The sequence below is a fragment of the Proteus sp. G4415 genome (genome assembly GCF_963896075.1).
Taxonomy (GTDB): domain Bacteria; phylum Pseudomonadota; class Gammaproteobacteria; order Enterobacterales; family Enterobacteriaceae; genus Proteus; species Proteus mirabilis.
This window is the reverse complement of sequence record NZ_CAWQOK010000130.1, coordinates 1-14,445: the sequence shown is the minus strand read 5'-3', so window position 1 is coordinate 14,445 and position 14,445 is coordinate 1. Positions and strand designations below refer to the sequence as shown.

The 14,445-nt window shown below is 38.9% G+C and carries 13 protein-coding genes; 10 read left to right on the top strand and 3 right to left on the bottom strand.

From position 1 onward, the window contains the following. Nucleotides 1–73: 73 nt before the first annotated feature. Nucleotides 74–1,186: an AI-2E family transporter YdiK gene (ydiK, locus tag AACU95_RS14115; RefSeq protein ID WP_004243171.1), complete on the bottom strand. Its 1,113-nt coding sequence runs from the start codon at nt 1,184–1,186 to the stop codon at nt 74–76. 217 nt (nt 1,187–1,403) lie between these two features. Here ydiK and ydiJ point away from each other — a divergent pair, with 217 nt between their 5' ends. From ydiJ to AACU95_RS14065, 10 genes are all read left to right on the top strand, one after another. Beyond that, entirely contained in the window at nt 1,404–4,460 is a 3,057-nt protein-coding gene (gene ydiJ, locus AACU95_RS14110; protein WP_017628078.1) for a D-2-hydroxyglutarate dehydrogenase YdiJ, read from the top strand. Beyond that, nucleotides 4,457–4,870, top strand: a complete 414-nt coding sequence (locus AACU95_RS14105; protein WP_017628079.1) for a hotdog fold thioesterase — start codon at nt 4,457–4,459, stop codon at nt 4,868–4,870. The genes ydiJ and AACU95_RS14105 overlap by 4 nt, the downstream gene beginning before the upstream one ends. A 150-nt stretch (nt 4,871–5,020) precedes the next feature. Next, on the top strand, nt 5,021–5,632 hold the full coding sequence (locus tag AACU95_RS14100) for a hypothetical protein (protein ID WP_141192018.1): 612 nt from the start codon (nt 5,021–5,023) through the stop codon (nt 5,630–5,632). Nucleotides 5,633–6,039: 407 nt separating this feature from the next. Then, on the top strand, nt 6,040–6,408 hold the full coding sequence (sufA, locus tag AACU95_RS14095) for a Fe-S cluster assembly scaffold SufA (protein WP_004243167.1): 369 nt from the start codon (nt 6,040–6,042) through the stop codon (nt 6,406–6,408). A 17-nt stretch (nt 6,409–6,425) separates the two neighbouring features. Continuing rightward, complete coding sequence (gene sufB / locus AACU95_RS14090) at nt 6,426–7,922, top strand: Fe-S cluster assembly protein SufB (protein WP_004243165.1); 1,497 nt, start codon at nt 6,426–6,428, stop codon at nt 7,920–7,922. Nucleotides 7,923–7,966: 44 nt separating this feature from the next. Then, entirely contained in the window at nt 7,967–8,713 is a 747-nt protein-coding gene (gene sufC, locus AACU95_RS14085; RefSeq protein WP_004243163.1) for a Fe-S cluster assembly ATPase SufC, read from the top strand. After that, nucleotides 8,688–9,995 (top strand): Fe-S cluster assembly protein SufD, encoded by a 1,308-nt coding sequence (gene sufD, locus AACU95_RS14080; protein WP_004243162.1) that lies wholly within the window; start codon nt 8,688–8,690, stop codon nt 9,993–9,995. The genes sufC and sufD overlap by 26 nt, the downstream gene beginning before the upstream one ends. Before the next feature lie 6 nt (nt 9,996–10,001). Beyond that, nucleotides 10,002–11,243, top strand: coding sequence for a cysteine desulfurase SufS (sufS, locus tag AACU95_RS14075; protein WP_141192019.1), 1,242 nt, complete (start codon nt 10,002–10,004; stop codon nt 11,241–11,243). A 21-nt stretch (nt 11,244–11,264) separates the two neighbouring features. Next, entirely contained in the window at nt 11,265–11,693 is a 429-nt protein-coding gene (sufE, locus tag AACU95_RS14070) for a cysteine desulfuration protein SufE (RefSeq protein ID WP_004243158.1), read from the top strand. 117 nt (nt 11,694–11,810) lie between these two features. Next, nucleotides 11,811–12,728, top strand: a complete 918-nt coding sequence (locus AACU95_RS14065) for a L,D-transpeptidase family protein (protein WP_004248173.1) — start codon at nt 11,811–11,813, stop codon at nt 12,726–12,728. Nucleotides 12,729–12,831: 103 nt separating this feature from the next. Here AACU95_RS14065 and AACU95_RS14060 read toward each other — a convergent pair whose 3' ends face one another. Together AACU95_RS14060 and AACU95_RS14055 are read right to left on the bottom strand one after the other, a co-directional pair. Then, nucleotides 12,832–13,071, bottom strand: coding sequence for an Lpp/OprI family alanine-zipper lipoprotein (locus AACU95_RS14060; RefSeq protein WP_004248171.1), 240 nt, complete (start codon nt 13,069–13,071; stop codon nt 12,832–12,834). A gap of 275 nt (nt 13,072–13,346) precedes the next feature. Continuing rightward, the gene (locus tag AACU95_RS14055; RefSeq protein WP_004248170.1) at nt 13,347–14,399 is read right to left on the bottom strand and encodes a linear amide C-N hydrolase; all 1,053 of its coding nucleotides are present in this window, start codon (nt 14,397–14,399) and stop codon (nt 13,347–13,349) included. Nucleotides 14,400–14,445: the final 46 nt, after the last annotated feature.

The following is a 14,445-nucleotide window of genomic DNA, read 5'->3' as shown; positions in this document are numbered from 1 at the left end:
ATAATCTTTATTAAAGTTTTAAGTAATACTTATAAAGCATGTAAGTGTTGATACTTACATGCTTTTATATTATTTACTCTTTTTCTATAAAGTTTTTATTCATAAATTCTACAGTTTCTGTTAAATCTGGATCGGGTTTAGGAACTTCATTGATCCACGCATTCAATAAACTGTGTGCTACGGCTAATACAACAGGGCCAATAAACAGACCAATCATACCGAGTGTTAAAATACCACCGATAACACCGGTCAAAATCAGTACCATAGGTAGGTCAGCTCCCATTTTGATGAGGAATGGACGTAGTACACCATCCATCGTCGCCACAATCCCACCCCAAATGATCATGACGATACCCCATGTAGTATCACCGGTCCAAAATAGCCATAGAATAGAAGGAACCAGAACGAACAAAGGTCCTAATTGCGCAAGGCAGCAAATAAACATCAATACCGTTAACACTGTGGCATAAGGCACACCCGAAATACCTAAGCCAATACCACCAATAACGGCTTGGATCAGCGCAGTTAACACCACACCCAGCGCCACTGCGCGAATTGACATGGAGGCTAATAAAATGGCTGCATCACCCCGTTGTCCGGCAAGACGCACAGCAAAATGGCGTAACCAAGCAACAACATTTTCACCTTGTAAAAAGAGTAATCCTGAAAAAAGTAACATGACAACTAAGTGAAGCGCAAAACGGCCAATATTTAAGGCTTGTGCAAAGAACCAATTTGCTGCTTGTCCAATATAGGGTTGGATCTTCGCCATTAAGGCATTACCACCAGAAACGAGAATAGAGTGCCAAGTTTCATAGAGCGTATTACCAACCATGGGGATCTCTTTTAACCATAGTAGTTGTGGTGGTTGAATATCTGAAGGTGATTTTGCTAGTTCAATCAATGGAGCACTGTTATCAATAACACTACTAATTAACAAAATAATCGGAATGACGAAAATCAGTAATATTAAAATCATCATGATCATGGTTGATAGCCAGCGATATTTTACTCGTTTTTCTAAAATAATGAGTAAAGGCCAAGTGGCAACCACTATCATGCCAGCCCAAATAAAACCAACGATAAAAGGATTCAGGATCCAAAAACTACCGATAATAAAAAAAGAAATAAAAAGAACGGTGAATAAAATTTTGGGTATATCTGTATGGATCTGCGGTTTTTCCATGATTTTAAATCCCTACACGAATAAAATGCTAAAAGCAGATGAATAAACATGGCAAATATCATGTTGTTTATGTCACTACGCAATTTGCCAGAATTGTATGATAAGGTGAACAGGTATCGGTCTGAAAGTGCAAATTCAAATTATTGCACCTCTTGGCATACATTGAGATAGTTTTAATAAAGCAATGTGGATAAATTAGATTAAAGAGCTATAACAAATGATCCCACGTATATCGCAAGCACCGCAAGTCAGTGAACTCACAACCGAATTTTTAAATACACTCCGACAAAATGGTTTTACAGGTGATATATCGAGCACTTATGCCGATAGACTCACTATGGCAACAGATAACAGTATTTATCAGTTGCTACCACAGGCGGTTATTTTTCCTCGTTCCACAGCGGATGTGACTATTGTAGCACGTTTAGTGGATGAACCTCGTTTTCATTCCCTCTCTTTGACACCAAGAGGTGGCGGAACCGGCACTAATGGTCAAGCGTTAACCGAGGGGATCGTGGTGGATTTATCTCGTTATATGAAACGTATTATTGAGATAAACCCAGAACAGCGATGGGTAAAGGTAGAAGCCGGTGTGATAAAAGATGAACTTAATCTGTTTTTAAAACCCTATGGCTTCTTTTTTGCGCCAGAACTGTCTACCAGTAATCGTGCGACATTAGGGGGAATGATCAATACCGATGCCTCAGGGCAAGGCTCTATGGTATATGGCAAAACCTCCGATCATGTATTAGGCGTCAGAGCCGTTTTACTAGGCGGAGAATTGCTTGAAACTCGCGCGATGGACAGCGCTTTAGCTGAAACTATTGCGAAAGAAGATTCTGCTGTTGGTCGGATATATCAAACGGTATTATCCCGTTGCAAAGCACAACGTCAGCTTATTCTCGAAAAATTCCCTAAACTGAATCGCTTTTTAACGGGCTATGATTTACGCCATGTGTTTAGCGATGACATGAAGCATTTTGATCTTACGCGTATTCTAACCGGCTCAGAAGGGACTTTGGCCTTTATTACCGAGGCAACACTCGATATTACCCCCATTCCAAAGCAGCGCAGTTTAGTGAATGTGAAGTATGACTCATTTGATTCCGCATTGCGTAACGCGCCGTTTTTAGTAAAAGCAAAGGCGCTTTCTGTTGAAACTGTTGACTCCAAAGTATTAAACCTTGCTCGAGAAGATATTGTCTGGCATTCCGTTAATGCATTGATTACGGATGTGCCCGATAAAGATATGCAAGGGCTAAATATTGTTGAGTTTGCCGGTGATGATAAAACACTGATTGCCTCACAAGTGGAGGATTTATGTCAGCGCTTAGATAAGCTGATGAATAATGGCGAAGGGGGCGTTATCGGTTATCAGGTTTGTGATAACCTCGCCGATATTAACCGTATTTATGCCATGCGTAAAAAAGCAGTAGGGCTATTAGGTAATGCTAAAGGGCATGCTAAACCCATTCCTTTTGTTGAAGATACTTGTGTGCCACCAGAGCATTTAGCGGATTATATTACTGAATTTAGGGCATTACTTGATAGTTATCAGCTCAATTACGGTATGTTTGGTCATGTTGATGCTGGCGTATTGCATGTGAGACCTGCTTTAGATATGTGTGATCCGCAACAAGAACAACTCATGAAAACCATTTCTGATGAAATTGTTGCATTAACGGCGAAATATGGTGGCTTACTATGGGGGGAGCATGGAAAAGGCTTTAGAGCGCAATATAGTCCAGAATTCTTTGGCGAAACCCTTTATCACGAATTACGTCAAATAAAAACGGTGTTCGATCCTCGAAATAGACTTAACCCAGGGAAAATATGTCCTCCTCTCGAGGTTGAGGCGCCAATGAAACAGGTCGATGCTATTAAACGCGGCACATTTGATCGCACCATTCCTGTATCGGTTCGCGAAGATTTTCGCGGTGCGTTAGAGTGTAATGGTAATGGATTATGTTTTAACTTTGATGTTAAAAGTCCAATGTGTCCTTCTATGAAAATAACTGGGCAACGTATTCATTCACCTAAAGGCAGAGCGACATTAGTCAGAGAGTGGTTACGTCTACTTACAGAGCAAGGTGTAAGCCCTCAGCAGTTAGAAACAAGTCTTACAAATAACAAACCTAGCTTACGGGGATTGATTGAAAAAACACGCAATACATGGAAAGCTAAACGTGGAGAATATGATTTCTCTCATGAGGTAAAAATAGCAATGAATGGTTGTTTAGCCTGTAAAGCGTGCTCTACACAATGCCCGATTAAAATTGACGTGCCATCATTTAGAGCCAAATTTACTCAGTTATATCATCAACGCTATCTACGTCCGCTAAAAGATCATATTGTGGCAAATGTCGAACTCACCACACCGTTAATGGCAAAAGTACCAAGTCTGTTTAATTTCTTTATTAAGCAACCATTGGTGCAATCGTTGAGTAAACGTACTATTGGTATGATAGATCTGCCTCTATTGTCATCTCCGACATTAAAGCAGCAGTTAGCTGGACATAGCGCGTTAACGATGACCTTGGAAGAGTTAGAGCAGTTATCAGAAAAGCAACGAAGCCATTATGTTATCGTGGTACAAGATCCATTTACCAGTTATTACGATGCTAAAGTAGTTGCTGACTTTATTAAATTGATTGAAAAAATTGGTTTTAAACCTGTGCTATTGCCTTTTTCACCTAACGGAAAAGCACAGCATATTAAGGGATTTTTACAGCAATTTAGTAAAACTGCACAAAAAACAGCAACGATGCTTAATCGAGTTGCACAGTTGTCCATTCCAATGGTAGGAGTCGACCCCGCTTTAGTCCTTTGCTACCGCGATGAATATCGGGAGATATTAGGGGATAAACGCGGTAACTTTAAGGTTCAACTGGTTCATGAGTGGCTAAATCAGTTAGTCAGTGAGCCGATTGAGATCTGCGAAGATGCTGAAAAATGGTATCTTTTTAGTCATTGTACTGAGTCAACGGCATTACCGCAAAGTATGCAACAGTGGCAAGCGATATTCCAACGTTATGGTCAACCACTTGAAGTGGTAACTACGGGGTGCTGTGGTATGGCGGGCACTTATGGGCATGAAGTGAATAACTATAAAAATTCATTGGGAATTTATCAACTGTCATGGGGAAATGCATTGAAAACACTCCCTACAGCACGTTGCTTGTGTACCGGATATTCTTGTCGTAGCCAAGTAAAACGTATTGATAATATTGAGTTAAAACATCCACTACAGGCGCTTTTGGAGATTATGCAATGATATGGAAACGAAAAACAACATTAGGACAACTTAATCATATTAGCCCAAATAATATGGTGGGGCACCTTGGTATAGAACTCACCGCACTGGGTGAGGACTATCTTGAAGGCACCATGCCAGTAGATCAGCGTACTAAACAGCCTTTTGGTTTATTACATGGTGGCGCCTCTGTGGTATTAGCTGAAACCTTAGGGTCAATTGCTGGCTATTTATGCACAGAAGGTGAACAAAAAGTGGTGGGTTTAGAAATTAATGCCAACCATATGCGAGCAGTAAAAGAAGGGTTTGTAAAAGGTGTCTGTAAACCTATTCATTTAGGTCGTACACATCAAGTATGGTCAATAGAAATTTTTGATGACGCTGACCGTAAAGTCTGTATTTCACGTTTAACAACTGCGGTTATTGTTTAATTCGTTAATCAATAATAAACGCCTAAGGTTATTATTTCACTTTAGGCGTTTTTTATTTATTGAAATGAGGTCATGTGAAAAAATTATCTTTATTTAAGTTTAAATTTTAATGATAATTATTATCTTCATTATTATTAATAGTAAGAAAAAATGACATCAACCATTCTAAATTATAAAAGCGTTTTTATTTTAATCGGTAGTTTATTACTTACAGCATGTGATAACGAATCAACTCACAATAAGAGTGAAGAGATAATAAATTATCCTGTACGTACTATGTCGGGGTTTAATATCGCGTATCCAACTTCATTCTCATTAAATAAAGATGATACAGAACACTATTTTCAATTATTACCTGATCATGTCCAAGATGTCACATCACAGATGTTAGTTTATCAAGCCAAACCAGTATGTCAGTTATCAGAAGTTCGTTTAGTTTATTTTAAACTTGACGATATGATGAGTTATGATATTGATACTGGAGCACAGGGTATCGTTGATAATATTTCCACTATTGATGGCATGAAAGAAACTTCAACAACAATAAAGCCTTTCACAGTGTCAGAAATGCCAGCTCGACAAATTTTCTTTGAAGGAAAGTTGTCTAATCAGAAAGTGAGCTATGAAGGGGTATTAATTGCGGATACTAACACAAATCGTGTATGGCAATTACAATTTATTGCTGAAAATAAAAGTAATAATAATCAAGAAGTTATTGATTGCACTAATAGGTATGTGAACTCAATTAGTATCAATCAATAAGTCATAAAAGCACACAATACAATAAGAAGTTATCACAAAAGTGGTGCTATCTTACCTATCAGTATAAGCATAAAAAGAAAATATTTTGCGATTATCAATTGTTGATTTTTTATGCTTTTTCTCTACATTTCAGTGACAAAGGTATAAAATGTATTTGCTTTGCAACTTTTATGCGTATTGTGCGAAATAAAGGAATTTAAAAAAGTTTTATTTTTGTAATGAAAAAAGATAAAAATTGTTACATTTCAATTTATTAAGCGCTATATTTAACAATTAAAAAGCAAAAAAAGAGCAATTTTTAAACGATTTTATAATATCCTTTCAAAAGACAGGGTTGAAGTGATAAGGGTTATCATTACCATTAGAGTCAGGAAAGATATTAATCTCCTTTCGAAATGAGGTCAGTAATGACAAACAATGTTGAAACTTTTTCTCTAAATGATACTGCTTGGCAAGGCATTGTGCTGACTGATAGTGCAGCGAAACATATTTGCCAATTAGTGGAGAAAAACCCTGAAAGTCAGGGACTTTCCTTAAGTATTAAGCCATCAGGTTGTACGGGCTATGGTTATGTTATTGAGCTTGCAGCAGGCCCCACAGAGGACGATCTTGTCTATGAACATAATGGTGCCAAGTTATTCGTTGCATTAAAAGCCATGCCATTCATTGATGGTTTAGTTGTTGATTATGTCCGTGAAGGACTTAATCAGATGTTTAAATTTAATAATCCTAAAGCTCAGAACGTCTGCGGATGTGGTGAGAGCTTTGGGGTATAACATAGTGAAGTCAGATTATGTCTCAGAGCAATGTTGAAATTGGTGATGAAGTTCAAGGCTGGCTCAGTGATCATCACTATAAAGAAGGGTTCTATACCGATATCTCAACCGATACGTTAGATAAAGGGTTGAATGAAGCGGTTGTGCGAGCTATTTCAGCTAAAAGAAATGAGCCAGAGTGGATGCTAGAGTTTCGTCTTGATGCTTATCGTCATTGGCTAGAGATGGAAGAGCCTCATTGGCTAAAAGCAGATTATCCATCGCTGAATTATCAAGATTATAGTTATTATTCAGCGCCATCTTGCGGTGCTTGTTGTGCCAATGGCAGTTGTGCTAGTGGTAACAATGAAGCAGTCTCAACACAAGAAACCCAAGATTATTTAACTAAAGAAGTTGAAGACGCATTTAATCAGTTAGGCGTGCCAGTAAGAGAAGGGCAGTCAGTGGCTGTAGATGCCATTTTTGACTCAGTATCGGTTTCTACCACTTATCGTGAAGAGCTAGCTAAACATGGTGTTATTTTCTGCTCCTTCGGTGAAGCGATTCAAGAATATCCCGAATTAGTACGCCAATATTTAGGTACAGTTGTTTCTAGCCACGATAACTATTTTGCGGCTCTTAATGCGGCGGTCGCTTCTGATGGTACCTTTGTTTATATTCCTAAAGGTGTTCGCTGCCCTATGGAATTATCCACCTATTTTCGTATTAATGCGGCACAAACAGGCCAATTTGAACGTACGATTTTAATTGCGGATGAAGGAAGTTACGTCAGTTACATCGAAGGGTGTTCAGCACCTGTACGTGATAGCTATCAGCTGCATGCTGCCGTTGTTGAAGTTATCATTCATAAAGATGCCGAAGTGAAATATTCCACGGTACAAAACTGGTTCTCTGGCGGTGATAGCGAAGGCGGAATTCTTAACTTCGTCACTAAGCGTGCCCTTTGTGAAGGTGAGAACGCTAAAATGTCGTGGACTCAATCTGAAACAGGTTCAGCGATCACTTGGAAATACCCAAGTGTTATCTTAAAAGGAGATAATTCAACGGCTGAATTTTTCTCAGTGGCACTGACCAATGGTAACCAACAAGCTGACACGGGAACCAAGATGATCCACATCGGTAAAAATACCAAATCAACTATTATTTCTAAGGGTATTTCTGCGGGTAAAAGTCAAAATAGTTATCGCGGTTTGGTGAAAGTGTTACCTGGTGCGCAGAATGCACGTAACTACACACAATGTGACTCAATGTTAATTGGCACAGAGTGTGGTGCTCACACCTTCCCTTATGTTGAAGTCATGAATAACTCAGCACAATTAGAGCATGAAGCGACAACGTCACGTATTGGTGAAGATCAGTTATTTTACTGCCGTCAACGTGGATTAAGTGAAGACGATGCAATCTCAATGATTGTCAATGGATTTTGTAAGGACGTGTTCTCAGAATTACCGCTGGAATTTGCTGTAGAAGCACAAAAATTATTAGCAATCAGCTTAGAACATAGCGTTGGTTAACCATTAACCAAATTCTGGGTATAAAAATACCGAAGGCATATATTATGTTAGATATTAAAAATTTACATGTCAGTGTTGAAGGCAATGAAATTCTTAAAGGATTAGATTTGCAAGTACGTGCCGGCGAAGTGCACGCTATCATGGGGCCAAACGGTTCAGGTAAAAGTACATTATCCGCAACCTTAGCAGGTCGCGAAGAGTATGAAGTTGATGAAGGTAGTGTGACTTTTAAAAACAAAGATCTACTGGAATTAGAGCCTGAAGAGCGAGCGGGTGAAGGTATCTTTATGGCATTTCAATACCCAGTAGAGATCCCCGGTGTCAGTAACCAGTTTTTCTTACAATCCTCAGTCAATGCGGTAAGAGAATATCGAGGCCAAGAGCCGTTAGATCGCTTTGATTTTGAAGATTTTATTGAAGATAAAATCAAACTATTGGATATGCCTCAAGATTTGTTAACTCGTTCTGTTAACGTAGGTTTTTCTGGTGGTGAGAAAAAACGTAACGATATTTTGCAAATGGCTGCCCTTGAACCTGAACTGTGTATCTTAGATGAAACCGACTCAGGACTTGATATCGATGCGTTAAAAATTGTCGCTAATGGTGTCAATAGCTTACGTGATGGTAAACGCGCCTTTATCGTGGTGACTCACTATCAACGTATCCTTGATTATATTAAACCTGATTATGTGCATGTGCTTTACCAAGGAAAAATCATTAAATCAGGTGATTTTTCATTAGCACAAAAATTGGAGGAACAAGGTTATGGCTGGCTTATTGACCCTCAATGAGAAACGTGAAAAACAGCATCAAGTAGAACAGCGTAATCAACAGGCATTAAAACAATTCTCTGCGCTATATCAACAGCGTAAAGGGGAAGATAATTTAAATGCACGTAATCACTGGCTACAAGTGGAAAAAGTGGGTTTTCCAGCTTATCGACACGAAGATTGGCATTATACGCCATTAGATGAGACGCTCAGTCAGCAATATCAAATGTTGCCACCTTTTGAGGTACAAGATTTAATTGAGCAACGGGCGCTCTCATTTGATTGCTACCGTATCGTGATGGTTAATGGTGCATTTTCACCGGCTGAAAGTAGTCAAGATTTTGGTCCATACCAAGTGACATTACTGGATAACCAAAGTGAATTACCGCAAGCCATTAATGGTGAAGTGTTCTTGCATTTAGTTGAAAGTTTAGCGCAACAGCCGCTATTCATTACCTTGAAAAAAGGCGTAGTGGCAGATAAACCGCTTTATATCCTTAATATTACACAAGGTCATGCAGGGCAAGAAGTTAACAGTGCTAACTATCGTTTCCATCTTGATGTTGGCGCTAATGCTCAGATGCAAGTGATTGAACACTATATTAGTAGTGATGGTGAAAACCGTCATTTTACCGGGGCGAGATTAACCGCCACTATTGGTGATAATGCCTCGTTCAACCATATTAAACTTGGTTTTGAAAATGGCATTAGCCAACATTTTGCCCATAACGATTTAAGCATTGGACGAGATGCTCGTGTTAATAGTTATGCATTCTTGTTGGGGAATAAACTGAGTCGTCATCATACTAGCGCTGCACTGACGGGTGAGAACAGTGAGCTATCAATGAATAGTGTGGTATTACCCAAAGCGAACGAAATTGCCGATACTCGTACTTGGCTCGTGCATGGTGAGAAAAATTGCCTAAGCCGTCAATTACATAAAAGTATTGCAATGGATGCAGGGAAAGCCGTATTTAATGGCATGATCACAGTCACCCCTCAAGCGCTGAAAACAGATGGTCAAATGACCAATAACAACTTGTTATTAGGTGATAAAGCACAAATTGATACTAAGCCACAACTTGAGATCTATGCTGATGATGTGAAATGTAGTCATGGTGCAACGGTTGGGCGTATTGATGATGAGCAACTATTTTATCTACGTTCACGAGGTATTGCGTTAAGTGAAGCTCGCAAAATGATCATTCATGCATTTGCTGCCGAATTAACAGAATCATTAGAAAATAGTGTGATCAAAACTCATGTTCTAGAGAGAATAAATCAACGCTTATCAGAGGTATAAAAAGGCATGATGACACATTCCATTGAAAAAGTGCGGGATGACTTTCCTATTCTTTCCCAGCAAGTGAAAGAAAAACCTTTAGTCTATCTCGACAGTGCCGCAAGTGCGCAAAAACCCGCTTGTGTCATGGAGCGTGAAAAACAGTTTGCCTTAACACAATATGCCGCGGTTCACCGCGGCATTCACACATTAAGTGCAAACGCCACCTCCTTAGTGGAGAATGTTCGTAAGCAAGCAGCACATTTCTTAGGTGCAAAGAGTGAAGAAGAAATCGTTTTTGTAAAAGGAACGACAGAAGGGATCAATTTAGTCGCTTACAGTTATAGCCATCGTTTCCTAAATGATGGTGATAACATTATCATTACTGAAATGGAACACCACGCGAATATAGTGCCGTGGTATATGTTAGCAAAACAGTATGGTTTTCATGTCCGTGTTATTCCTCTGCTTGCTAATGGGCAACTCGATTTAGCGCAATTACCCCAATTAATTGATAACAGAACTAAGTTACTGGCGATCACTCATCAGTCTAATGTACTGGGAACCGTCAATCCTATTGCTGAAATTATTTGCCAAGCTAGAGAGTATTCGGCTCAGCAAGGGGGCGAGTTACATATTTTAGTTGATGGGGCACAAAGTGCGATGCATCAAGCTATCAATGTTAGTGCGTTAGATTGTGATTTTTTTGTATGTAGTGGCCATAAACTTTATGGTCCGACAGGGATTGGTTTGCTATATGGCAAAAAAGCGCTACTTGATGAATTACCTCCATGGGAAGGGGGGGGCGCTATGATAAAACATGTGCATATCAATGGTGATATTACCTACGCGGATGCGCCGTGGCGATTTGAAGCTGGAACGCCTAATATTATCGGTATCATTGGCTTAGGGGCAGCTTTGGAATATCTTGCTCAATTTGGTATGGATAAGATTGCTGCATATGAAAATAGCTTAATGCAATATGCACAACAACAATTAACCAAAGTAAAATCATTAACGCTTTATGGTAATGAAGCGCGTCAAGGTGTGATAGCATTTAATTTAGGTAAGCATCACGCTTATGATGTGGGAACTTTTCTTGATAACTATGGTATTGCTATTCGTACGGGTCATCACTGTGCGATGCCAATTATGGACTATTATCAGGTTCCTGCCATGTGTCGCGCTTCGTTGGGATTGTACAATAATAAAGCGGATATTGATGCACTGGTTAATGCGTTGTTACGCATTGAAAAACTATTAGGCTAACAATTAAAAAAGAGGTTATTCATGGCAATTGCGGCTTTGCCTGATGAAGCAAAATTATTACGCAATTTTTCTCGTTGTCAGGATTGGGAGCAACGTTATCTTTATATGATGGAGCTAGGAGAACGCTTACCACCATTAACAGATGAACAAAGAACGGCGGCTAATTTTATTGAAGGTTGTCAGAGCCAAGTCTGGATAGCGGTTGAATTAGATGAGCATAAGCAGCTGATTTTAGCCGGTGATAGCGATGCAGGTATTGTTAAAGGATTAGTGGCATTAGTGATTATTCTTTTTCAAGGTAAAACGGTAGAGCAAGCTCTCGCCACTGATGTTAACCACTATTTCTCGACATTAGCACTGGAAAGTCATTTGACGCCATCTCGTACTCAAGGGCTACACGCTATGGTAACACGGTTAATGAAACGCTTTTCGGAATACACTGTAGCATAAATGTTACCCGATCCCATATTAATGTTCTAAACTGACTTATTATATGATAATCATAACGATGAGAATGTTATCATGATAATAGTCAGTTTATTTTATTGCTAACACACGGGATCAACAATGAAGAAATGGTTAACCTTATTGGGTGCATCGCTGTTAGGGATGAGCAGTCACTTAACTTATGCACATGAATACCTGCTACCTACGGATGGCTCACGTATCATTGGGGAAAATGTTTCTTACACCGTTCCTGATGATAAACGTTCTTTAGAAACGATCGCTGCACAATATCAAGTGGGTTTGCTAAATATGATGGAAGCCAACCCAGGTATTGATCCTCTATTACCCGAAGCGGGCAAAACACTACAAATTCCCTTACAGATGATCTTACCTGATACCGTGCGTAAAGGTATTGTCATTAATCTGGCAGAATTGCGCCTCTATTACTATCCCAAAGAAGGGGGAACCGTTGATGTCTATCCTATCGGTATTGGCCAATTAGGGCGGGAAACGCCTGAAATGGTGACATCTGTTTCTCAATTGATTAAAGATCCGACTTGGACGCCGACAGCCAATATTCGTAAAAATTATGCGGCTAAGGGGATCACGTTACCGGCAGTGGTACCTGCAGGACCAGATAATCCAATGGGGGCATATGCGTTAAGATTAGCGCACAGTCGTGGTGAGTATCTTATTCATGGTACTAATGCCGATTTTGGTATTGGCTTAAGAGTGAGTTCTGGCTGTATTAGATTACGTCCTGATGATATTGAAACACTGTTTAATGTGGTACCCAAAGGCAGTCGGGTTCAAGTGATCAATAAACCGATTAAATTTACTGAGACTGCAGATGGTAAGCAATTTATTGAAGTGCACCAACCACTCTCACAAAATGAAGATGACGATCCCCAGACGATGCCCCTAACGTTTACTAAACAATTTACGGCTTGGTATGAAAGTGGCAAAGTGGATAAAGCAAAAGTGGATGCAGAAATTATTCGTCGTTCAGGTATACCGGTCAATGTAACCGCATATTGATGATAGATATTCAATGATGAAAAAAAGCAGATACTTCATAGGTATCTGCTTTTTATTATTAATTAAAGCTGACTTAACGTTTTCAGCTTATTAAGCAGTCAAATTATTTTTTATAAGTAGTTACTTGGTTATCTAGACGCTGATTAGCACGAGCTGCTTCATCATAAGCGGCTTTTGCTTGAGCGTTAGCTGATTGAACATCACTACTTAGTTGTTGAACTTGCGTATTTAAACGGTTTACATCAGAAGAGATTTGGTCTAATTGTGCGTTGTTGCTAGAAGAACAACCTGCTAATAGGCCTGAAGCCAGAATTACCGCACCTAGTACAATTTTTGCTTTCATTGTGACAACCTCTATTATTAGTTTGTTTAAAGGAACAAGTAGCATTTTGTATGAAGCCACTAGTAAGTATGGCACAGTTATAAGAAAATACAGAATTTATTTATAACTAGCTATAACTACTTACTCTTTATATGACAATATGAAAAATAACCTACAACAAGCAAATAACCAGTATAAAAAATGCGTGTTATTTCACAAAAGATTTTTATTCGTAAAAGTCTGATATAAAAAATTTTTCTCCGTGCTAAACTAATCTAGTTTCTATCTAAAGCATTTTACAATGCCTCTTCCAAATTGACCTTAATAAAAACCGCGCTACTTTCATTTTTAAATGACTCAAGTGTGAACTTTTGAAAGTTTAAGTTGTTGTAGCCTCTGAAGAAAAAGATCCCCCGTTCTAAATCAGTTAGCGCCGTCCAGACAGAAAATTCACTAGTATGAAGTTTAGTTAGCGTATCATTACCTAATAGTGGATCAATGGTTGCATCTTTAGGGCGATCGAAGCGATTCATGATATGGGCAAGCTCAATAAGCTGTTTATCAGGATCAGAAACTTTGTGGTAATAGGTTGAATAATAAACTGCACGAATAAATCTATCTACAGAAGTATCTGAGCTAGGTAATGTTGCTAATGCAATACCACTATCAGGTTGGTTGATTTTAATACGACCTAATGTGCTACTGGAAACGTTGATATTAGAAAGATGAGTGTAGTTGTTTAAATTAGTTAAATGCCACGGGAAAATAGGGCCATTGGTCATGCAATAGGTAGGATTATCATAAATATGTAATTTACCATCAGAGACTTCGACAACAATACAATCACCGGTTTTATCATAAAATGCGTAATGGAAAGGGCTTGGTAAGTTACGTAACAATAATAGCTTTTGTGACCAAAAATGGGTTTGGGGGATAATCTCTTTTAACTCTTTAACCGTCGCATATTGTCCTAATGCCCACTCACCAATAGCAGCAATAGGAACAGAGCTTGCGTAATATTGGGGATCGAGATCATCTAACTTAGAGTTAGGTAGCATATTTAAGCTAAAAGAGAGTCCCTGACTATTTACACCTTCAAGTACATCTTTGGTACCCGATAAGTTAATAGGAGCGGTAATAGCCATAAAAGGATATTTAACGCTGTACTTTAATCCGGGGGTTCCATCAGGGGCATTTTGCTGAAAAGTATGACCTTGTGGATAATAAGCTAAGATAGACGTTGGCTCATCAGAAGAAAACTCCATTGTCCGACCATGATAAACACGTTTTTTCTTGTCAGTAATCGCAAGTGTTGTGCAAGCGAAGGGGTGTCGGTTATTTTCTATCATCTTTTTTTGTTCCTTATTAAATCAAATCTAAATTAAATAATTATTA

What these genes read in the sequence shown, in the direction of transcription:
- sufC (WP_004243163.1), top strand. Translation starts at nt 7,967, where the DNA reads ATGTTAGATATTAAAAATTTACATGTCAGTGTTGAAGGCAATGAAATT.
- AACU95_RS14060 (WP_004248171.1), bottom strand. Translation starts at nt 13,071, where the DNA reads ATGAAAGCAAAAATTGTACTAGGTGCGGTAATTCTGGCTTCAGGCCTA.
- AACU95_RS14065 (WP_004248173.1), top strand. Translation starts at nt 11,811, where the DNA reads ATGAAGAAATGGTTAACCTTATTGGGTGCATCGCTGTTAGGGATGAGC.
- AACU95_RS14105 (WP_017628079.1), top strand. Translation starts at nt 4,457, where the DNA reads ATGATATGGAAACGAAAAACAACATTAGGACAACTTAATCATATTAGC.
- AACU95_RS14055 (WP_004248170.1), bottom strand. Translation starts at nt 14,399, where the DNA reads ATGATAGAAAATAACCGACACCCCTTCGCTTGCACAACACTTGCGATT.
- sufA (WP_004243167.1), top strand. Translation starts at nt 6,040, where the DNA reads ATGACAAACAATGTTGAAACTTTTTCTCTAAATGATACTGCTTGGCAA.
- sufS (WP_141192019.1), top strand. Translation starts at nt 10,002, where the DNA reads ATGATGACACATTCCATTGAAAAAGTGCGGGATGACTTTCCTATTCTT.
- sufD (WP_004243162.1), top strand. Translation starts at nt 8,688, where the DNA reads ATGGCTGGCTTATTGACCCTCAATGAGAAACGTGAAAAACAGCATCAA.
- sufE (WP_004243158.1), top strand. Translation starts at nt 11,265, where the DNA reads ATGGCAATTGCGGCTTTGCCTGATGAAGCAAAATTATTACGCAATTTT.
- AACU95_RS14100 (WP_141192018.1), top strand. Translation starts at nt 5,021, where the DNA reads ATGACATCAACCATTCTAAATTATAAAAGCGTTTTTATTTTAATCGGT.
- ydiK (WP_004243171.1), bottom strand. Translation starts at nt 1,186, where the DNA reads ATGGAAAAACCGCAGATCCATACAGATATACCCAAAATTTTATTCACC.
- ydiJ (WP_017628078.1), top strand. Translation starts at nt 1,404, where the DNA reads ATGATCCCACGTATATCGCAAGCACCGCAAGTCAGTGAACTCACAACC.
- sufB (WP_004243165.1), top strand. Translation starts at nt 6,426, where the DNA reads ATGTCTCAGAGCAATGTTGAAATTGGTGATGAAGTTCAAGGCTGGCTC.